At 68.4% G+C, this 18,430-nt stretch carries 18 protein-coding genes; 13 read left to right on the plus strand and 5 right to left on the minus strand.

Annotated elements, in window-relative coordinates; all coding sequences use genetic code 11:
- Positions 1 to 4: 4 nt before the first annotated feature.
- A complete protein-coding gene (locus tag LZ199_RS27570) occupies positions 5 to 892 on the minus strand; it encodes an efflux RND transporter periplasmic adaptor subunit (RefSeq protein WP_253996748.1) in 888 nt (295 codons plus the stop codon).
- 486 nt (positions 893 to 1,378) lie between these two features.
- On the opposite strand from LZ199_RS27570, the gene LZ199_RS27575 reads away from it, so the two are divergent.
- Together LZ199_RS27575 and LZ199_RS27580 are read left to right on the plus strand one after the other, a co-directional pair.
- Entirely contained in the window at positions 1,379 to 3,262 is a 1,884-nt protein-coding gene (locus LZ199_RS27575) for an eCIS core domain-containing protein (protein WP_256569485.1), read from the plus strand.
- 10 nt (positions 3,263 to 3,272) lie between these two features.
- The gene (locus LZ199_RS27580; RefSeq protein WP_253996750.1) at positions 3,273 to 3,851 is read left to right on the plus strand and encodes a hypothetical protein; all 579 of its coding nucleotides are present in this window, start codon (positions 3,273 to 3,275) and stop codon (positions 3,849 to 3,851) included.
- Between the two features lie 78 nt (positions 3,852 to 3,929).
- Here the strand turns inward: LZ199_RS27580 and LZ199_RS27585 are convergent, their stop codons facing one another.
- Positions 3,930 to 4,721 (minus strand): DNRLRE domain-containing protein, encoded by a 792-nt coding sequence (locus tag LZ199_RS27585; protein ID WP_253996751.1) that lies wholly within the window; start codon positions 4,719 to 4,721, stop codon positions 3,930 to 3,932.
- A 223-nt stretch (positions 4,722 to 4,944) separates the two neighbouring features.
- Entirely contained in the window at positions 4,945 to 5,100 is a 156-nt protein-coding gene (locus LZ199_RS27590) for a hypothetical protein (RefSeq protein ID WP_253996752.1), read from the minus strand.
- 285 nt (positions 5,101 to 5,385) lie between these two features.
- On the opposite strand from LZ199_RS27590, the gene LZ199_RS27595 reads away from it, so the two are divergent.
- The 6 genes from LZ199_RS27595 (at position 5,386) to LZ199_RS27620 (ending at position 12,575) form a co-directional block, all read left to right on the plus strand.
- The gene (locus LZ199_RS27595) at positions 5,386 to 7,650 is read left to right on the plus strand and encodes a S41 family peptidase (RefSeq protein WP_253996753.1); all 2,265 of its coding nucleotides are present in this window, start codon (positions 5,386 to 5,388) and stop codon (positions 7,648 to 7,650) included.
- Positions 7,651 to 7,842: 192 nt separating this feature from the next.
- The gene (locus LZ199_RS27600) at positions 7,843 to 8,583 is read left to right on the plus strand and encodes an SDR family oxidoreductase (protein ID WP_256569478.1); all 741 of its coding nucleotides are present in this window, start codon (positions 7,843 to 7,845) and stop codon (positions 8,581 to 8,583) included.
- A 22-nt stretch (positions 8,584 to 8,605) separates the two neighbouring features.
- A complete protein-coding gene (locus LZ199_RS27605) occupies positions 8,606 to 8,923 on the plus strand; it encodes a DMT family transporter (RefSeq protein WP_253996755.1) in 318 nt (105 codons plus the stop codon).
- Entirely contained in the window at positions 8,920 to 9,555 is a 636-nt protein-coding gene (locus LZ199_RS27610; protein WP_253996756.1) for a TetR/AcrR family transcriptional regulator, read from the plus strand. Before LZ199_RS27605 ends, LZ199_RS27610 begins: the two co-directional genes overlap by 4 nt.
- Positions 9,556 to 10,081: 526 nt before the next feature.
- Positions 10,082 to 12,160, plus strand: a complete 2,079-nt coding sequence (locus LZ199_RS27615) for a sodium-translocating pyrophosphatase (RefSeq protein WP_253996757.1) — start codon at positions 10,082 to 10,084, stop codon at positions 12,158 to 12,160.
- A 217-nt stretch (positions 12,161 to 12,377) separates the two neighbouring features.
- Positions 12,378 to 12,575, plus strand: coding sequence for a hypothetical protein (locus LZ199_RS27620; protein ID WP_253996758.1), 198 nt, complete (start codon positions 12,378 to 12,380; stop codon positions 12,573 to 12,575).
- Between the two features lie 103 nt (positions 12,576 to 12,678).
- On the opposite strand, the gene LZ199_RS27625 is transcribed toward LZ199_RS27620, so the two are convergent.
- On the minus strand, positions 12,679 to 13,407 hold the full coding sequence (locus LZ199_RS27625) for an SDR family NAD(P)-dependent oxidoreductase (RefSeq protein WP_253996759.1): 729 nt from the start codon (positions 13,405 to 13,407) through the stop codon (positions 12,679 to 12,681).
- A gap of 277 nt (positions 13,408 to 13,684) precedes the next feature.
- Here LZ199_RS27625 and LZ199_RS27630 point away from each other — a divergent pair, with 277 nt between their 5' ends.
- Positions 13,685 to 14,431: a hypothetical protein gene (locus LZ199_RS27630; RefSeq protein ID WP_253996760.1), complete on the plus strand. Its 747-nt coding sequence runs from the start codon at positions 13,685 to 13,687 to the stop codon at positions 14,429 to 14,431.
- Positions 14,432 to 14,605: 174 nt separating this feature from the next.
- Positions 14,606 to 15,358 carry a class I SAM-dependent methyltransferase gene (locus tag LZ199_RS27635; protein WP_253996761.1) on the plus strand — a complete coding sequence of 251 codons (753 nt, stop codon included), beginning with the start codon at positions 14,606 to 14,608 and terminating at the stop codon, positions 15,356 to 15,358.
- Here the strand turns inward: LZ199_RS27635 and LZ199_RS27640 are convergent.
- A complete protein-coding gene (locus LZ199_RS27640) occupies positions 15,340 to 16,278 on the minus strand; it encodes an RluA family pseudouridine synthase (protein WP_253996762.1) in 939 nt (312 codons plus the stop codon). The two genes, LZ199_RS27635 and LZ199_RS27640, sit on opposite strands and share 19 nt — an antisense overlap.
- 162 nt (positions 16,279 to 16,440) lie before the next feature.
- Between LZ199_RS27640 and LZ199_RS27645 the strand changes: the two genes are divergently transcribed.
- The 3 genes from LZ199_RS27645 (at position 16,441) to LZ199_RS27655 (ending at position 18,418) form a co-directional block, all read left to right on the plus strand.
- A complete protein-coding gene (locus LZ199_RS27645) occupies positions 16,441 to 16,980 on the plus strand; it encodes a redoxin domain-containing protein (RefSeq protein WP_253996763.1) in 540 nt (179 codons plus the stop codon).
- A complete protein-coding gene (locus LZ199_RS27650; RefSeq protein WP_253996764.1) occupies positions 16,977 to 17,519 on the plus strand; it encodes a DsbA family protein in 543 nt (180 codons plus the stop codon). The genes LZ199_RS27645 and LZ199_RS27650 overlap by 4 nt, the downstream gene beginning before the upstream one ends.
- A gap of 215 nt (positions 17,520 to 17,734) precedes the next feature.
- Entirely contained in the window at positions 17,735 to 18,418 is a 684-nt protein-coding gene (locus tag LZ199_RS27655; protein ID WP_253996765.1) for a MotA/TolQ/ExbB proton channel family protein, read from the plus strand.
- Positions 18,419 to 18,430 lie beyond the last annotated feature (12 nt).

The following is an 18,430-nucleotide window of genomic DNA, read 5'->3' on the forward strand; positions in this document are numbered from 1 at the left end:
GCGTTCAGGGCGTGTGCTTGGAGACCGGGGCGGCCGTCAGCTCCACCTCGGCCAGCAGGCCCGTGGCGAGCTGCTCGCGGACCGCTCCGTCGATGAGCAGCCGGGCCTCGGCCTTCTGGTGCCGCGAGGACGGGTCCACTTCGGGCGCGAGGCTCTCCACCTGGGCCTTCAGCGTCAGCCCCAGGGCGGGCAGGCGCACGAGGAGGAGCGTGCCCGCGCGGACCGAGGGAGCGAGGTGCTCTGGGACGGCGAAGCGCAGCTTCAGCTCTTCACTGACGAGCCGGAGGATGGGCGTGGCGCGTCCCACGAGGCCACCGGGCACCTGGTACAGCTCGGTGATGCGGCCCGCGAAGGGCGCGCGAATCCGGGCTGTCTCCAGATTCCGGCTGGAGGCGTCGAGCAGGGCCTTGGCTTCAGCGCCGCGCGCCTGGGCCAGCTCCACGTTCACCTTCGCCAGGGCGACCTCGGTCTCCGCCGTCTCCATGGCTTCGGCGGCGGTGAACTGTCGGATGCTCTGCTCTCGCTTCAGCCGCTGCTGTGCCTGGAGCAAGAGGAGTCCGGTGCGGCTCACCTCGGCCTGGGCGGCCTGGAGCTGGGCCTGTCGAGCGGCCGTCTCCAGTTGAAGCGGCTCCAGCTCCAGTTGAGCGACCACCTGCCCGGCGGTGACACGCTCACCCAGCCGCGCCTTGAGCACCTGCAGCCGGCCCTCTTGCTGTGAGGTCAGGTCCAGCGCGTAGCTGGCCACCACGACGCCCACGAGGGAGTCCGAGGAGAACGTGGGGCGCGACGCGGGCGCGCTCACGGCTGGCGGCTCCGCGTGGGCCCGGGGGCTACCGAGCAGGACGGCGCCCACCACGAGCAAGCAGCGACCTGCGGAGGCCTTGCGAATCAAGCGACGTGCTCTTCGATGAAGGTGACCCGGGCGTCCATGCTGACCGCGACGTTACACCGGGACCGCCTGCCCCTGAAGCGGCCCCGGCTCAGGCCGCGGTGGAGCTCTGCCCTATGCACGGTGTCCTTACGGCTCACCCCGAAAGAATGACATCCAAGCCTGGGATGACGCTCCACGCGCTCCCGCGCTATCCTGTCGTGCAGGGGGAGGCCACGGATGAAGCTACGCGCCGAACGAGGTCCTCGGACGAGTGCGCCGGGCAGCATGTCGGATGCCGCCGTATTCCGGCCCACTCCCGCCATGAGAGTGCATTCCGGCCTCCCTTCACCTGACAGCCCTTCTTCCCCGCACGTCCTCCGCTCGGGAGGTGTGGGAGAGCAAGCCCTGGAGTCCGCTGCGGACCGGACCGCCGCGACGCTCGGCTCAAGTGCCCCCGCGAGGAGAGGACCCGCGTCCATCGCGGCGGCCACCTCCGCACCGCCAGGGATGGGCCCAGGCCAGACAGTCCCCCGAGGCGTTCGCGCTCCCGTGGAAGCCCGCCTCGGGTTCGACTTCTCCAACGTCCGCATCCACACCGACGACCGGGCGTCCTCCTCCGCCAGCGCCTGGAATGCTCGCGCCTACACCCTGGGCTCTCACATCGTCTTCGGGCGGGGGAGCTACCAGCCTCATCACCCCGCAGGACGACAGCTGCTGGCGCACGAGCTGACCCACGTCACCCAGCAGGGCGGCACACCGCGCCTGTTGCGCAAGCAGGAGTCCCCTGGCCTCTCCGGCCCTCCTCGCGAGGGCAAAGACATCCGGAAGCTGGGCGTCGTCTCCAACGAGGACGGCGTCAACCTGCGGCAGACTCCCGATGGCGCCATCGTGAGACGGCTTCCCTTCAATACCTCGCTGTTCGTCAGCCGTGAGGTGACGGGCGACTGGTATTTCGTCACGCTCAACGACGGAAGCTACGGGTACGTCTTCAAGAACTTCATCAACACGAACCAGCCCGAGCCCCGCGCGACGCTGCACCGCATCCGCTCCGGTGAGAGCGCGCTGCGCATCGTGAAGCAATACTACAAGGGAGACGCCATCTCCTGGGGCCAGGACGAGCGCTTCTACGTCAACGTCCTCGTCCATGCCAACCAGGGCGACGGGCCGCGCGGCATCTACAAGCCGGGCGGCAGCAACGACTGGGCCGATACCCAGACGCGCGAGGGCTATCTCATCTGGATTCCCAGCCTCCAGTTCGCGCAGAGCCTCCGGGGCAAGGTGAGCTCGGGCTCCATCAGCTACGAGCTGTGGCAGGACGTGAAGTCGGCGGTGAAGGCCGCGGTGGAGTTCGTCGTCGGTGGCGCCGCCTTCATCGCGGGCCTCCTGCACGGCGCGCTCGAGTCGGTGTGGGACCTGCTGACGGGCCTGGTGGACCTGGGCGAGATGATCTGGAAGGTGGTGAAGAGCCTCTTCACCGGGAACATCCTCTCCGACGCGGAGGGGCTCTGGGACCTGGTGAAGAAGCTCGACGTCAAGCAGCTCGTGGCGGCGGGGTTGGACTCCTTCGTGAAGAAGTGGAACGACCCCAGCCTCCTCACCCGCTGGCACTTCCGTGGGTGGCTGGTGGGCTATGCCCTGGCGGAGATCGCCATGGCGTTCCTGTCCGGCGGCGCGACGATGCTGAAGTGGGCGGGCAAGGCGGGCAAGTTCGCCAAGCTGCTGTCCACGTTCCCCCGGGTCGCGAAGTTCGCCGACAAGGCGGCGGAGCTCGGCAAGGTGTTGCCGGATGCGTCTCGGCGGAAGCTGGCGACCAGCCTCTCGGCGACGCCCGCGGATGATGCGGCCCGCGCCGCGAAGCAGGGCCTGAAGAAGGTGGATGCCCCGAAGCACGCCGAGCAGCCCCGCGTGGCCTCCGGCGTGGCGGAGGACCCCGGCCCCGTGTTGCGTGGCGGGGTGCTGGATGCGCGGCAGGAGAACTTCATCACCCGGCTCGCCGAGGGAGGTGGGGTCGCGAAGATAGGCAAGCGCGAGGTGACCGCGACGGACCTCGCCGCGCTCACCCGGCACACCAGCCGCGAACATGCCCTGGTCATCCTCAAGGACAACACCCGCGCCCTGGTGGACCTGGGCTCGTACAAGGGCGGCTCGCTCCCCGCCAACACCAAGAAGCTGCTGATGCACTCGCACCCGGACGACTGGGGCTCCGGCATGGCGAAGTTCATCAGCAAGGAAGACGTCGATGCCCTGTTGTTTCTCAACCAGCGATACAGCTACATGGTGACCATCGACGGCACCGTCTATCGCTTCACCATGAAGACGGTCCCCATGACGGTGGGCGACGTCGTCCGCCAATTCCATCCCGTCCTCGGCTGGGTGACGCCGGGCACCTGAACAGGCCCCCATGTCCTTCTTCATCCCCGGCAGGACCCGCTGCGCCCTCTGCGACGAGCCCATCGCCCAGCGCGCCGACGCCGCGCAGCTTCCCTTCGTCTCGCCGACGGTGCTCCCGGAGTGGGCGAAGCTGTCGCGTGCCTTCGTGCTCCGCCGCTGCTGGGAGCACTGGCCCCACCGCGACACCTACGCCCGGGCGGCTCGCGAGCTGGTGCTGAGCGCACCCGAGCAGCCCTCACTGCGGAGACGCTTCGAGCACGAGGGCCTCTTCCTCTTCGAGGTGCCCGCGGTGAAGGGCTTTCGCATCCTGGACACCTGGGCGCCGCTCACGGTGGACGTGCCCGGCCAGGATGCGGCGCGGCTCGCCAGCGCGGTGGTGGAGGCGTTCGCCCGTCGGACGGCCCTGGCGCAAGACGTGGGGCCTGGCCGGTGGACGCTGGACCCCACGGAAGGCGATGGCTGGGTGCTGACACTCTCTCAAGAAGGCGAACCCTTCGAGCGCCTGCAGCTCCCGGCCGCGCGTCAGGTGCTCTGGACGGAGTTGATGACGGAGCTCCTGCGAAGCAGCAGCGCGGGCACTTCGCCCTGACGCCTTGAGCGAGCAGCGGACTGCGTGCGGCGCCTCGACAAACCGAGGCGCCGCGGCAGCGCGGACCGACAGTCCCGGTCAGCCGGGAAGGCACTGGCTGTAGAGGTCGGTGAGATACGTGCAGGTGAAGCCACCCTGGCAACACGTGGGGCCCGACCAGCCTGTCCCGCCGCACTGTCCGTTGGTCTGCGCGCACTCAGGGGGCGTGTAGCAGACCTCCAGCCCGGGTCGATTGCCGACGTCCGTGCTCTCGCCGCTGTAGAAGATGGAAGGGATGGAGACGGCCGTCGCGGCGGTGTCGAGCAGGAAGCCGTTGTTCGCGAGGCTGCCGGAGACCCAGTCGCTGACCAATCCCGTGACATTCACGTTCCGCACCGACAGGGCGGCGGGAGGGATGGTGGCTCGCACCGTGGGGTTGAACTGCTGATTGAAGCTGTTGAAGGTCACCGTGAATTCGTCCCAGGCGGCGGTGGCCGCATGCACCGTGACGGCGTTGAGCTGCGCCACGGCGAACAACTGGAGCGTGGCGGAGTTGACGGTGACGTTGGCCGGAATCGAGCTGAGGTCGAACCTCAAGAGCGCTTCCTGCCGGGAGGTGAGGAGGATGGGATTGAGGTAGTCCACGTTCAACTGCAGGGATCCGAAGTTCGCATTGGGAGTCAGCGAGGCAATCGTGGTGTCGGCCACCGTCCCGTTGACGCCGCGTCGGAACGTCACGCAGGTGATACCGGACAGGGATTGATTCGAGGAGTCCTCCTCGATGCTCGCCTCATCGGGCCCTGTTCCACAGGCCGACAGGAGTGGAATTGACAGCAGGAGCAGCCAGACAGCGGGAGAAGTGCCGGTGAAAACGTCTCGGTGAGAATGCATGGTCTTCCTCTCGGGTGACGTCCGGGAAGCCCTGGGTGCTGTATGGTTTTGGATGGCCGGATGTCGAAGCCATCATCGACGTGTCAACTCATCGGCAATACTGTCGACAAGGGTCATGGCTCTGTCTTTGAAGTGACAGATACATCGCCCGCAAGGAATCGTCGAACGGATGCCCATGCGGGCTGAAGCGAAGCCCGCGGGGGCGCCCGCACGGCTCCTGCCTTCACCAGCCCTGGTTGAACCCGCCCTCGGGGAACGTGCTTTTCGCGATGTCTTGCATCACCGGGAACCCGTCCAGGAAGCCGGCGTCGGCGATGAGATTGTTCTTGGCGTCAAGAAACATGAGCTGCCGGCAACCGAAGCAGGTCACCACGTCCACGAACGTCGTACCCATCCAGAAGCGAAAGGCGATGTCCGGGTTGAAGCCACACTTCCTCTCCCCGGCCCCACCATGTCCGCGATGAAGATCTGCACCCGGTCCGGGCGGCGGAAGAAGTCCTCCGGCGTGGGCGGGTCGGAGCGCCCGGCCGTGGCGCTACAGGATGTAGAAGCCGTGGCGAACAGGACGAGGGCGAGGAGCGCGGGTCGCATTCTCCCAGCCTGGCTCTTTCGGAGACCCCACGGACCTGGGATACCCCCATGCGCTTGCGTGACTGGAGGGGACATGATGACGAGCCGTTGGCTGCGATGGGTCTCATTGCTGTGTCTGGGCGCGCTGCTCCTCACCGGAGATGCCGGCGCACAAGCCGCCTCCACCACGACCTCCTCTCCGGAGGCGCTCCGCGCCGAGCGCCGGGTGCGCCTGGTGAAGCTGTGGGGCGACGTCCGGTTCCGCCATCCCCGGGCCTTCTCCATGCCCGCCGAGTGGGATGCCGCCTTCCTCTCCGCGCTGCCCAAGGTGGAGGCGGCGCGGGACGCGGAGTCCTATGCCGCCGCGGTCCAGGGCATGCTCGCGGCCCTGGGAGACCCGGCCACGCGGGTGGAGCCTGAGACTCCCCCCGCCGTCTCCGGCCCGGCCCCCACGCTTCGCGCGCTCAAGAGCTGGGAGAAGGACGTCCTCGTGCTCGACCTGCGCAACCTCCTGGGAGAGAAGGGACAGGCCTCGCTGCAGGAGTTGGAGGCGACGCTGGACGCGGACGCGGCGAAGGCTCGCGCGGTGGTGCTGGACCTGCGCATGCGCGGTCTCAAGCGCTACGGCCTCGCCTGGATGGTGGCGCCGGTGTTGTCCCACCTCGTCGACGGCGAGCTGCGTGTTCCCGGTCTGCGCAGCCTTCGCCACAATGGCCTGCGGCAGCAGGATGGCATGCAGGGCTTCTACCGCAGCGAGTTCAGCGTGCCCACGGACGACGTCATCACGGGCACTCCCGGCAAGAAGCCCGCGCTGCTCGTCTTCCTGGTCGACGGGGACTCCGCCATCGACCTGTCCGTCCTGGCCCTGCGCGCTCGCGGCAAGGCGCTCCTGGTCGCCGAAGGCCCGCTCGATGACGGCGCCATGAACAACCAGGACGACGTGCCGCTGGGCGAGGGATACCGCGCCCTGATGAGCATGGACGAACCGGTGCTGCCCCTCGAAGCAGACGTGAGTCGCCCCGCGCGTGTCCGTCTGGAGGGCCCGGATGAAGGGATGCGACAGGCGCTCCTGCTGGCCTCCCGCCCTCCGCCCAAGCCGAAGGCCTCGGCCGCGCTCCCCCGGCCCACGCCCCCCTGGCGCCAGGAGCCGAACTACCAGGACGCGCTTTATCCCTCCCGTGAGCTGCGGCTCTTGGCCGGGGCCAAGCTGTGGACGGTGGTGCGCTTCTTCTTCGCCTACCAGGAGCTGATGGACCAGCCCTGGGAGGGTCGCCTGCCAGGGTTGCTCGAGAAGCTGGAGTCGGCGAAGGACGCGAAGGCGTATGTGCTCGCGCTGGCCGAGGCGACCACCTGGCTCCAGGACGCCCATGCGATGGTGCGAGGCCACCCGGAGCTCCAGCGGTTCTTCGGCACCATCCCGCCGGTCTGGGTGACGGACCTCGACGGCAAGGCGGTGGTGGTGGGAATCACCGATGCGGCCTCCGCGCCGGGGCTCGCCCTGGGCGACGTCATCGAGAAGGTCGACGGGGAGCCCATCGACGCACGGGCGCGCCGGTTCGCCCCCTACGTGGCGACCTCCCTGGCCAGCTACCACAGGGACCTGACCCTGCTGATAGCGCTCGGCGGCGAGGCGGGCTCCACCGCCGTCCTGGGCGTGCGAGGTGCCCAGGGGCCCAAGGAGGCGAAGCTCATCCGCACGCCTCGGCGGAATCTGCCCCCCTCGAAGGCGGAGTCCTACCGATTGCTGGAGGGGAACATCGGCCTGGTGGACCTGGGGAAGCTGGAGGTCCAGGAGGTGCCCGCGATGTTCGAGAAGCTCAAGGACACGCGCGGCATCGTGTTCGACCTGCGCGCCTATCCACGCGGCACGATGTGGGCGCTCGGGCCCTACTTCGATGTGAAGGGCTCACGCCCCTTCGCCTGGTACCTGCGCCCTGTCTCGGGAGCAGCGTCGAACATCGGTTGGGTGAAGTACGTCGACTGGCTGCGGGAGTCGGACGTCCCCAAGTATCGGGGCCGCACGGTGACGTTGATCGACTCGCGAACCATCAGCCATGCCGAGCACACCGGGCTGATGCTGAAGGCCGCGGCGGACACCGTCTTCCTGGGCAGCGCCACCGCGGGCACCAATGGCGACGTCACCCAGGCGGTGCTGCCCGGAGACGTCACCTTCTACTTCACCGGTCAGCAAGTGCTCCACGGGGACGGCCGGCAACTGCAGCGCAAGGGCTTGGAGCCCGACGTGAAGCTGCGGCCCACGGTGGCGGGACTCCAGGCGGGCCGTGATGAACTGCTGGAGCGTGCCGTCCAACTCCTGCGCCAGGAGCCCGCCCAGAAGCCCGCGGCCTCGAACCGCTGAAGCCCATGCAGACGCTCCGCCCGCGAGGCCTCTCCGGGCGGTGGCGCTGCTCATGGCGTGCTCCCCATGGGAAGTCATTCACACCCAGGGGACACCCCACGCGGACATTTGAACTGGTCGGTTAAAAAGTGTTGACGGGGCGGCCTCGGACCCTGGATATTTTAACCGACCGGTTCATAAGTCGGGGTGTGCATGGCGGACTTCAGCGGCAAGGCGGCGTTGGTGACGGGCGGCACGCGGGGAATCGGCGCGGCCATCGTCCGGCATCTGGCCAGCGGTGGCGCGGACGTCGCCTTCACCTATGCCAACTCCGGGGAGAAGGCGGCGGCGCTGGTGGAGGAGCTCGCGGCGCTGGGCCGACGGGGCGTGGCCATCCAGGCGGACAGCGGTGACGCTCACGCCCTCCGGCGAGGCGTGGAGCGCGCGGCGGCGGAGCTGGGGCGCCTGGACATCCTGGTCAACAACGCCGGCATCTTCCCGTCCGGGCCGTTCGAAGACGTCTCGCTGGAGGAGATAGACAGGACGCTGGCGGTCCACGTCCGAGGGGTGTTCGTCGCCGCTCAGGCCGCGCTCGCCCACATGACGCACGGTGGCCGCATCATCTCCATCGGCTCCTGCTTCGCGCAGCGCGTGCCCTATGGCGGTGTCACCCTCTACGCGATGAGCAAGTCCGCGCTCGTGGGCCTGACGAAGGGCCTGGCGCGGGAGGTGGGCGGGCGCGGAATCACGGTGAATGTCGTCGACCCCGGGTCGACTGACACGGACATGAATCCGGCGGATGGCCCCCACGTCTCGGGCGAGCTGGCGCTCATGGCCGTCAAGCACTTCGCCCTCCCCGAGGACATCGCCGCCACCGTGGGACATCTGGCAGGCCCGAGCGGGCGCTTCATCACCGGGGCTTCCATCGCGGTCGACGGGGGCTTCACCGCGTGACACGTGTCAGTCGGAGGTGGTGATGGCGTGGCTTCTGTTGGTGGTGGCCGGGGCCCTCGAAATCGTCTGGGCGCTCGCGCTCAAGCGGGCCGAGGGGCTGACGCGGTTCTGGCCGAGCGTGCTGGGAATCAGCATCGCCCTGGCGAGCCTCGTGCTCTTGGGGCTCGCGCTGAAACACCTGCCTGTCGGAACGGCCTACGCGGTCTGGGTCGGCATTGGCGCGGCCGGTGTCGCGGTCTGTGGCATGGTGTTCCTCGGTGAGCAGGTCTCGGTGGCGCGCATCGTCTGCCTGGCGTTGATTGGCATCGGCGTCGCGGGCCTGAGGGCCATCGACGGATGACGACGAAGAAGCCGAAGCAGAAGAAGCCCGCCTCCGTGATGGGCCGGCCCCGGGGGTTCGACCGCGATGAGGCGCTCGTCGAGGCCATGCGCGTCTTCTGGGCCCGCGGCTACGAGGGCACGTCCATCCAGGACCTCGTCGAGGCGATGGGCGTCAACAAGCCCAGCCTCTATTCCATCTTCGGCTGCAAGGAGGACCTCTTCCGCGAGGCCGTGGAGCTCTATGACAGGACCGAGGGCCTTCACGTCACTCGCAGCCTGGAGGAGGCGACCTCCGCGCGCGCGGCGGTGGAGGACATGCTGCGCGCCAATGCGCGGGCCTATACCGCCGCCGACAAGCCGCGCGGGTGCATGATTGTCCTGGCGTCGCTCCTGGGCGCACCGGAGAACGCGGCGGTCCGGACGTTCCTCGCGGAGAACCGGCTGAGCGGTGAGCGCGCGCTGAAGCGCCGGCTCCAGCGCGGAATCGCCACGGGAGAGCTCCCCAGGTCCGCCCCCGTGGAGAAGCTCGCCGCGTTCTACACCACGGTGCTGGAGGGCCTCTCCATCCAGGCCCGCGATGGCGCCTCCGTCGAGAAGCTGAGCGCCATCATCGACGCCGCGATGCTCGCGTGGCCCGCCACCTCCCGGTGAGCCCCAGGGCGGCTCCACCCGCTCGCGGCGGTGGGCCCGAATCTCCGAGGGGGACCACTGATACACCCGGGAGTATAAGAATTCGAGATAAACGGATTGAGGCGCGGCGGGAAGGGTGGCGACCACTCCACCCATCCCTGAGCCCGCTGACCCGGTGGGGTGTCGAAGTCGACATGCCTCCCCGCCGGTGAAACATAGACCTGGATTTTGCTCACAGTGCGGGCTGGCGACGCGGGGCCTGGGATGAAACAGCAGTGAGCAACAGCTCCCGTGGCTCGCTGGATGCGACGCCAGTCGTACTTTGAGTGAATACAACGTGAGCGGAAGCGGGAAGGCGGGCGCCATGAGGCCCCCTCCGTCCCTCCGCGTCGGCCCCTTCCCTTGGTGGGCCGTCCTCTCTCGTGCTTGCTCCCAGAAGGCTCCCAGACTCGGTGGAAATCCCGTATAGGGCCTGCTCGCAACGTGCGCTGCACGCGAGCGCCCCAGAGGGGGGATTTGAGCCCCGGGGACTGCTCTGGAGGATTGGATGGAGTTGTCGAGTCTCGAGTCGAATTTCTGGGCAATCGCACCGGGTGTCATCGGCGCCGTGGGACTGCTCTTCTCTGCGTTCTTCTACTTCCGGGTCAAGGCACTCCCCGACGGCGACGCGACGATGAACCGCATCGCGGGCTACATCCGCGAAGGCGCGATGGCGTTCCTCGTGCGTGAGTACAAGGTGCTCGCGGTGTACTGCGCGGTCATCGCGGTGTTCATCGGCTGGGCACTCGGCGCTCTGGCGAGCGTGAGCTTCGTGGTGGGCGCGTTCCTGTCGCTGCTCGCGGGCTACATCGGCATGAAGGCCGCGACGTTCGCGAACGTGCGCACCGCGCAGGCCGCGCGCACCGGCTCCAAGCCGAACGCGCTCCTCGTCGCCCTGGATGGCGGCGCGGTGATGGGACTCGCCGTCGCCGGCCTGGGCCTGATTGGCATGGGCGGCGTCTACTACTTCTTCCGGGGCCACGCGCAGCTGTCGCCCATCCTCCACTCGTTCGCCGTGGGCGCCAGCTCCATCGCGCTCTTCGCGCGCGTGGGCGGCGGCATCTACACCAAGGCCGCGGACGTCGGCTCCGACATCGCCGGCAAGGTCATCGAGAACATCCCCGAGGATGACCCGCGCAACCCCGGCGTCATCGCCGACAACGTGGGCGACAACGTGGGCGACGTGGCCGGCATGGGCGCCGACATCTACGAGTCCATGGTGGCCGCCATCGTCGCCGCCATGGCGATTGCCCTGACGGCCAACGCCACGGAGCTCTCCCGCCTCGTGGTGGACTCCTCCGCCACGGGCGGCGCGAAGGTGGCCGGCGTGGTGCTCCCGCTGGTGCTGTCCGCGGTGGGCCTCATCGTCAGCCTGCTGAGCATCTTCATCGCGCGCGCCCTCAAGAAGATGAACCCCGCGCAGGTGCTGCGCAGCGCCCTCATCCTCCCTCCCGTCATCCTGGTGGGCCTGTCGTTCGTGATGATGAACGTGTTCGGCCTCTCCCAGAACATCACGGTGGCCCTGGCCGCGGGCGCCTTCGGCGGCGCCATCATCGGCCTCGTCACGGACTACTACACGTCCTCCACCCCGGTGCAGCGCATCGCGGAGGCGTCCATCACCGGCGCCGGCACCAACCTCATCCGCGGCCTCGCCGTCGGCATGGAGAGCGTGGGCATCTCCATGGCCACCATCGCGCTGGTGGCCTACATCGCTGACCAGGCGCTGGGCCTGTACGGCATCGCGCTGTCCGCGGTGGGCATGCTGGGTGGCACCGCCGTCGTGATGACGGTGGACGCCTACGGCCCCATCTCCGACAACGCGGGTGGCATCTCCGAGATGTCCGGCCTGGGCCCCGAGGTCCGCGCCATCACCGACGAGCTGGACGCGGTGGGCAACACCACGGCGGCCATCGGCAAGGGCTTCGCCATCGGCTCGGCGACGCTCACCGTCATCGCGCTCTTCTCGGCGTTCAACCTGGAGGTCAACCACACGCGCGTCGCGGCCGGTCTGCCGGAGATGAGCCTGCTGCTGACCAACCCGAACGTCATCGTGGGCATGCTGCTCGGCTCCATCCTGCCGTTCATGGTGGGCGCCTCCACCATGCTCGCCGTCGGTCGCGCGGCGGGCGCCATCGTCGAGGAGATTGGCCGTCAGTTCCGCGAGATTCCCGGCCTGATGGAGCTCAAGGCGGACCCCGACCCCAAGAAGATCGTCGACATCGCGACCAAGAGCGCGCTGCGCGAGATGATCTTCCCGGGCCTCGTCGCCGTCGTCGCCCCGCCGCTGGTGGGCTACGTGCTGGGGCCCAGCGCCCTGGCGGGCCTCCTGGCCGGTGCGCTCGTCGTCGGCGCCACCATGGCCCTCTACATGGCCAACGCGGGCGGCGCCTGGGACAACGCCAAGAAGTACATCGAGAAGGGCAAGTTGCCGGGCCACGCGAAGGGCTCGCATGTCCACAAGGCCGCCGTCGTCGGCGACATGGTGGGCGACCCGTTCAAGGACACCTCGGGCCCTGGCGTTGCCATCCTCATCAAGGTCATGAGCGTCGTCTCGCTGCTCGTGGCCTCCCTCATCGCGCTCCGCTAGTCAGCGTCGATGACGCGGCGCCTCCTGACCGGAGGCGCCGCGTGCGTATGTAGGACAGCCAACACCTTTCCAAGACATGTGGGATGGGGCGCCGGGAGCGGCGCGCGAGCACGTGATAGGCTTCACGGTGTTCCGCGACCGCCTGTGCGTCAGGCATTGGGAGCAGCAGACGCACGCGCGCTCGCACCCGCTGTTTCCGCTGTCAGCGAGGTGTCCCATGGTCCTGGAGCTCTCCGAGCAGCAGATTCGTCTCCTCCATGCCTGTCTGGCTGAGAGCATCGAGGAGCTGCACGACGAAGTCCTCCACACGGACATGCGCGAGCTGCGCGACGAGCTGCGGGGGAAGCTCCACGAGCTGCAGGCGCTCCAGCGGCAGGTGGATGTCCTGAAGCAGCGCGAGCAGCCCGCCCTCTGATGGACGTGAGCGTCGCGTCCGTGCCCCGCTGTCTGTCATGTCCTCGCAGGCCCTCGTCGAACGGGGGACGCCGGCCCCGGTATGCCGGAGCCGGGGGCGGCGCTCAGACGGCCGTCCAGCCGCCGTCGATGTCGAGCACCATGCCGGTGGCGTAGGCGCACGTCGCCAGGAAGTACGCGGCGTCCGCCATGTCGCGGGGGACGCCGGGGCGCTTCATGGGGACGTGGCTTGCGAGCGTGTCGAGGAACGCGCCCACCTGGGTGGCGGGAACGCCCCAGTCGATGGCGGTGTCTCGGGTGAGGCCCGGGGACAGGACATTCACCCGGATGCCCTTCGGGGCCAGCTCGATGGCGAGTGAGCGGCCCATGGCGTTGATGGCGCCGCACAGGCCCGCGCCGCCCGCGTAGTTGGCGAGCGCGGCATGGCCGGCGATTCCCGAGCACAGCACGATGGCGCTGCCTTCGGGCATCTTCGGGACGGCGTAGCGGACCGCGGAGAGCTGGCCGAAGAAGCGGTCATTGAAGAGGGCCTGCCAGGCGCTCATCGGCACCGTCTCCACGGGGCCGAACACGGCGCCGCCGGCGCACGTCACCAGCAGGTCCACTCGGGGCACGGAGGCCAGCAGGCGCTGGACCTGCGCTTCGTCACCCACGTCCGTCACCACGCCCCGGGCGCCATGCCCGATTCGCGAGAGGGCCTCGTCCATGCGGCCCTTGTTGCGTCCGGCGATGACGACCTCGGCGCCTTCGCTGGCGTAACGCTCGGCGATGGCCAGTCCAATGCCAGTGCTGCCTCCGGTGATGATCGCGACCTTCCCATCCAATGCGCCCATGGCTGCCTCCTGAAGTGAGGCCCTCAGGAAAGCATGTCAGGTCGATGAATGTCCGGGATGCGGACCTCCCCGCTCATTCCGGAAAAGCGACGCTGCCCGCAGCCAGCATTTCGTGGCGGTCCGTATCCCTTGCGGACCGAGGCTCTCACCGCCACTGACGCGCTGTCGGCGTCGGCGGGAGCCTGGCGGCTGCCGTGTCTTTCAACGTGAACCTTCGTCGCTTGCGCAGCCCGATGCGTCGCGCCCGTCCTGGGCGTCATCCTGGAGAACACTCACCATGCAGATGCGGAACTGGCTTGTCTCGACCGTGCTGGGCCTTGGCCTCGTAGGGGGTGCTGGATGCGGTCCCCTGGAGGACGGACAGGCTCCTGAAGCCGCGCCAGAGGCCACCCGGCCGGAGCCCTCGCAGGAGGAGTCCGGCGGGAATGTCTCCGCCATGGCCGCGACGGCCATCTCCTGGTCGGACTTCTCGGCGACGCACGTCGTCTATCGCTATGGCTGTGCGACTCTTGCCTATGCCCACTCGTGTACGTTCTGCGCGTCCGACATGTTCCTGTACTCCGCGGAGTACGCAGCCAGCGGCTGCAACACGAATCCAGGGGGCACGTGCTTCACCTGTGACAAGGCGCTCTTCCCGTTCACCGAGCGTATCGAGCTGCCGGATGGCGACCTCATCGATGTCACCATCGACCACGGCATCGCGGCCTCGAACGTCATCGAGTTCCGCCTCCAGTCCGCGTCGGGCATCAGCCGGTGGAAGGAAGTGACGCTCAGCAGCAGCAGCCAGCCCTGGAAGGTCTGGAACGAGTCTGGCAGCAGCTGGTGCAACTGGCCGTCGTCGTCGACCTCCAACTGCGACACCAACTCGGAGTGGTCGAGCATCGTGCTGGCTTCGGGGAGCAAGTTTGTCTTCAGCAAGTCGAAGGGTATCTTCGGCACCCATACCGACGTGTACGAGCTCTCCAACCTCTCGTCGATGCTCACTGGCGGAGACCGCGTGACGTTCCGCTGGGTCCAGGACTGAGTCGTCGTCATCACCGGGGGCAGGCCTTGTGCCCGCCTGTCCCCGGGTTGTTTCGGGCCCATGAAACAGGCGCGATGTGACACGGAGTATGGAATCCGGTGTACTGTGTGTCGCCCGACTCGCGACCCAGACATCCGAAGCCGCTCGCCGCGTCACCGAAAGGCCGCCCGCACCATGGACTCCTCTTCCTCGCCCAAGAACCCTCAGCGCGCCGTGGTGTGGTCCGCGATGAAGTCGTATGTGAACGAGGCCGTGTCGACAGCGAAGGCACGGCTCAACGAGCACGTTCCGCAGCTTGGCGCGTTGGAGCAGAAGTATCGGCGGTTCTGGTTCTCGCGCATCTACCACCACAACTTCTGGTTGGACGCGGAGTCACGTTCGGGGCCGGGCTCGACGCTGAAGGCGACGGAGTCCATCCGCCGGGAGCTGCCCGAGGTGCTCCGCAAGGCGCGCGCGCGGACGATGCTGGACGTGCCCTGTGGCGACTTCAACTGGATGAAGCACGTGGAGCTGGACCTGGACCAGTACATCGGCGCGGACATCGTCCCGGACCTCATCGCGCTCAATCAGCAACAGCACGGCAACGAGCGCCGCCAGTTCATGGTCCGAGACCTCATCCAGGATGACCTGCCGAAGGTGGACGTGGTCATGGTGCGGGATTTGTTCATCCACCTGTCGTACCGGAACATCTTCCGGGCGCTGACCAACCTGCGACGCAGCGGCACCGAGCACCTGCTCGCGACGACCCACGTGGGCCTGAGCCAGAACGAGGACATCGTCACCGGCATGTGGCGGCCCGTGAATCTGCGGCTGGCGCCGTTCAACTTCCCGGAGCCCCTCCATCTGGTGGAGGACCCGCACAAGGGGCGCCACATGGGCCTGTGGCGGCTCGCGGATTTGGAGCTGGGTCAGCCCACCGGCTCCTGACGCGGGCAGGCCTCGCGCGAGTCCTGGAGGCGGAGCGCGAGCGGGAGCGGGGCACGAAGCTGGAGGTGCTCGCCCGTGCGAGGGTGCTGGAAGGCGAGTGACTCCGCATGCAGCAGGTAGCCGCCGTCCCCGGGCAGCCCGGGGTTCTCCGCCAGGGGCAGTCCTCCCGCGGCGAAGAGCGGGTCTCCCACGAGCGGGTGGCCGATGAAGGCGAGGTGGATGCGAATCTGCTCGGAGCGTCCCGTGTGGATGTCCACCTCGAAGAGGGTGTGCTCGGTGCGTCGCTCCAGCACCCGGGCCGTGCTGTGTGAGGGCTTTCCTCGCGCACTGGCGCCATGCACCTCACCCAGCAGCGGATGGGGCACCAGGCCGATGGGCGCGCGGATGTCGTAGTCATCCTGGGCGGCGAGTCCCTGGGCGAGCGCGCGGTAGCGCTTGTGTACACGGCCCTCGCGCCAGTCGCTCGCCAGTCGCGCGGCGGCGTCGCGGGTGCGGGTGAAGAGCACCAGGCCCGACGTCGCGCGTCCCAGCCGGTGCATGGGGACGGCCTCGGGCCACCTGGCCTGGACGAAGGAGAGCAGGGTGTTCTTGAGGAAGCCTCCCGAGGGCAGGGTCGGCAGTCCGCTCGGCTTCACCACGACGACCAGCTCCGCGTCCTCGAACACGAGGTCGAAGGACTGAGGCGTGTCCGCCTCCTCCCACGGTGGGCGGTGCCAGCACAGCCACTGCCCCGGCTTCAGCGGTTCCGAGCCATCGGCCGTAGCGTCGTCGAGCGTCACCTCGCCCCGCGCGAAGCGCGCCCGCCATTCCTCCTCCGAGGAGTGGCGATACTTGTCCGTCATGTGAGCGAGCGCGCTGCTGCCAGGTCGGGTCCCGAGCTTCTCGCGGTACACATAGCCATCATTGAGCAGCACCCGCACACCCTACACCTCACGGGCTCGTGGAGGGAGGCGCGCCGCTGGGCTCACGGAGCCCTGTGGGGTTTGGCATCGCGCCGGGCGGTGCGTCGCTCGTAGGCCCGAATCCCAGCCCATGGTGCCATCCGCGAGCCTGGGCCCCAGGTTCGTTGAAGGAGGATTCCCATGGCTCGTTCCGTCAAACAGCCTGACGCGCCCTTGCCCCCCGGCACGCCCGCGCCACCCATCGATGTTCCGGTGTCTCCGGACCAGAGGCTCTCTCTCGAGCAGTTCCGCGGTGCTCCGCTGGTGCTGGTGTTCTACCCAGCCGACTGGAGCCCCGTGTGCAGCGACGAACTGGCGCTCTTCAACGAACTGCTGCCGGAGTTCGAGCGCCTGGGCGCGAAGGTGGTCGGCGTTTCCTGCGACGGCGTGTGGTGCCACCAGGCCTTCGCTCGTGAGCGCGGGCTCCACATGCCGCTCGCCTCTGACTTCCATCCCAAGGCCGCGCTGTCGCGCGCCTACCACGCCTACCGGGAAGAGGACGGCGTCTGCGAGCGCGCCCTCTTCGTCATCGACCCCGAAGGAAAGATTTTCTGGAGCTACGTCTCGCCCATGGAGGTCAATCCCGGAGCGGACGGAGTGCTGGATGCACTGGAGCGCCTCACCGGCACGTTCAGCTCCGACGCCGCCGCAGGCCAGCCCCAGCAGGAGGCGAGTCCATGAGCAGGCTGCGAATTCCCGTGGGTTCCCAGGACCACCTCATCGGTCCCCCGACGGCACGACTGACGCTCGTGGAGTACGGCGACTTCCAGTGCCCCTACTGTGGCGAGGCCTACTGGGAGGTGAACAAGGTGCTGGCCGCGATGGGCGACCAGCTGCGCTACGTCTTCCGTCACTTCCCCCTCACGGAGGCACACCCCTTCGCGATGCAGGCCGCCGAGGCCGCCGAGGCCGCGGACGCTCAAGGCCAGTTCTGGGAGATGCACCGGCTGCTCTACGAGAATCAGCAGGCGCTCGACGCCGAGTCGCTGCTGGCCTACGCGCGGACGTTGGACCTCGACATGGGGCGCTTCGCCAGGGACCTCTCCGAGCACCGCTTCCTCGAACGCATCCGCCGGGACTTCATGGGCGGGGTGCGCAGCGGCGTCAGCGGCACCCCCGGCTTCTTCATCAACGGGGAGAGCTACGTGGGTGACTTCAGTGCGCCCGCGCTCCTCTCCGTCCTCCAGGGCGGTGACGCCGGCGTGCCCGAATACTCCTGAGCCACGAACCGAAGCCCTCGGAGCCCTCGCCGCACGCCAGGGTTTCGGGGGCTCGAGTCCGTGCGGCTCATGACTGAACGATGACGCTCTCATGGCGGCGGACACGCCTTCGCGCGCGGGTGCCTGCGTACCTTGGCGGTCGGGTGCTCCCACCCGTTGTCACCCCTGGGGGCCTTCGTGGCCCCGCGCGCGAGGAGGCGCGTCTCCCACCCGCCATGCAATTCACCCTCCCAGGTCTGTGGGCCCACATGGGCCTCTTCGCCAGGCTCATCGTCATCGCGATGGGCGTCATGTCGATGCTGTCCCTCATCATCGTCGCCGAGCGCGCGCTGGTCTTCCGTGCGTCCCGCCGGCACTCCCGCAAGTTCGCCTCGGAGATGGGAGCACTGCTCGTGAAGGGTGACTTCGACTCCGCCTCCCAGGGAAAGCCAGGCGCGGACGTGGGCTACCTGGGCCGGACCATCCGCGCGGGGCTGACGGCCTACCGCATCTCCTCGGACGACAGCCGCGACGAGGTCATGGAGTCGGTGGCGCGCAGCCTGGAGCGTCAGGCGCAGCGCGAGGTCCAGAGCCTCAAGCGCGGCCTGGGCCATCTGGCCACCGTGGCCTCCACCGCTCCCTTCATTGGACTGCTCGGCACGACGATGGGCATCGTCTCCTCGTTCGAGCAGATGGGCGCGACGGGGACGAGCGGTCTGGGCACCATCTCCACGGGCATCTCCGAGGCGCTGGTCACCACGGCCTTCGGACTGCTCGTCGCCATCCCCGCGGTGATGGGCTACAACTCCTTGCAGGGTTGGGTGGACGCCCGCGCGGTGGACCTCGCCGAGGCAAGCAACGAGTTCCTTGACGTGGCGGCTCGGGCCCTCAAGCGCGCACGCGCCTCCGGGGTGGCGTGAGGCACGCAGCGC

Origin of the sequence: Myxococcus qinghaiensis, assembly GCF_024198215.1 — a bacterium.
GTDB lineage: Bacteria > Myxococcota > Myxococcia > Myxococcales > Myxococcaceae > Myxococcus > Myxococcus qinghaiensis.

What these genes read in the sequence shown, in the direction of transcription:
- LZ199_RS27575 (WP_256569485.1), top strand. Translation starts at nt 1,379, where the DNA reads ATGGGCCCAGGCCAGACAGTCCCCCGAGGCGTTCGCGCTCCCGTGGAA.
- LZ199_RS27580 (WP_253996750.1), top strand. Translation starts at nt 3,273, where the DNA reads ATGTCCTTCTTCATCCCCGGCAGGACCCGCTGCGCCCTCTGCGACGAG.
- LZ199_RS27585 (WP_253996751.1), bottom strand. Translation starts at nt 4,721, where the DNA reads ATGCATTCTCACCGAGACGTTTTCACCGGCACTTCTCCCGCTGTCTGG.
- LZ199_RS27595 (WP_253996753.1), top strand. Translation starts at nt 5,386, where the DNA reads ATGATGACGAGCCGTTGGCTGCGATGGGTCTCATTGCTGTGTCTGGGC.
- LZ199_RS27600 (WP_256569478.1), top strand. Translation starts at nt 7,843, where the DNA reads ATGGCGGACTTCAGCGGCAAGGCGGCGTTGGTGACGGGCGGCACGCGG.
- LZ199_RS27605 (WP_253996755.1), top strand. Translation starts at nt 8,606, where the DNA reads ATGGCGTGGCTTCTGTTGGTGGTGGCCGGGGCCCTCGAAATCGTCTGG.
- LZ199_RS27610 (WP_253996756.1), top strand. Translation starts at nt 8,920, where the DNA reads ATGACGACGAAGAAGCCGAAGCAGAAGAAGCCCGCCTCCGTGATGGGC.
- LZ199_RS27615 (WP_253996757.1), top strand. Translation starts at nt 10,082, where the DNA reads ATGGAGTTGTCGAGTCTCGAGTCGAATTTCTGGGCAATCGCACCGGGT.
- LZ199_RS27620 (WP_253996758.1), top strand. Translation starts at nt 12,378, where the DNA reads ATGGTCCTGGAGCTCTCCGAGCAGCAGATTCGTCTCCTCCATGCCTGT.
- LZ199_RS27625 (WP_253996759.1), bottom strand. Translation starts at nt 13,407, where the DNA reads ATGGGCGCATTGGATGGGAAGGTCGCGATCATCACCGGAGGCAGCACT.
- LZ199_RS27630 (WP_253996760.1), top strand. Translation starts at nt 13,685, where the DNA reads ATGCAGATGCGGAACTGGCTTGTCTCGACCGTGCTGGGCCTTGGCCTC.
- LZ199_RS27635 (WP_253996761.1), top strand. Translation starts at nt 14,606, where the DNA reads ATGGACTCCTCTTCCTCGCCCAAGAACCCTCAGCGCGCCGTGGTGTGG.
- LZ199_RS27645 (WP_253996763.1), top strand. Translation starts at nt 16,441, where the DNA reads ATGGCTCGTTCCGTCAAACAGCCTGACGCGCCCTTGCCCCCCGGCACG.
- LZ199_RS27650 (WP_253996764.1), top strand. Translation starts at nt 16,977, where the DNA reads ATGAGCAGGCTGCGAATTCCCGTGGGTTCCCAGGACCACCTCATCGGT.
- LZ199_RS27655 (WP_253996765.1), top strand. Translation starts at nt 17,735, where the DNA reads ATGCAATTCACCCTCCCAGGTCTGTGGGCCCACATGGGCCTCTTCGCC.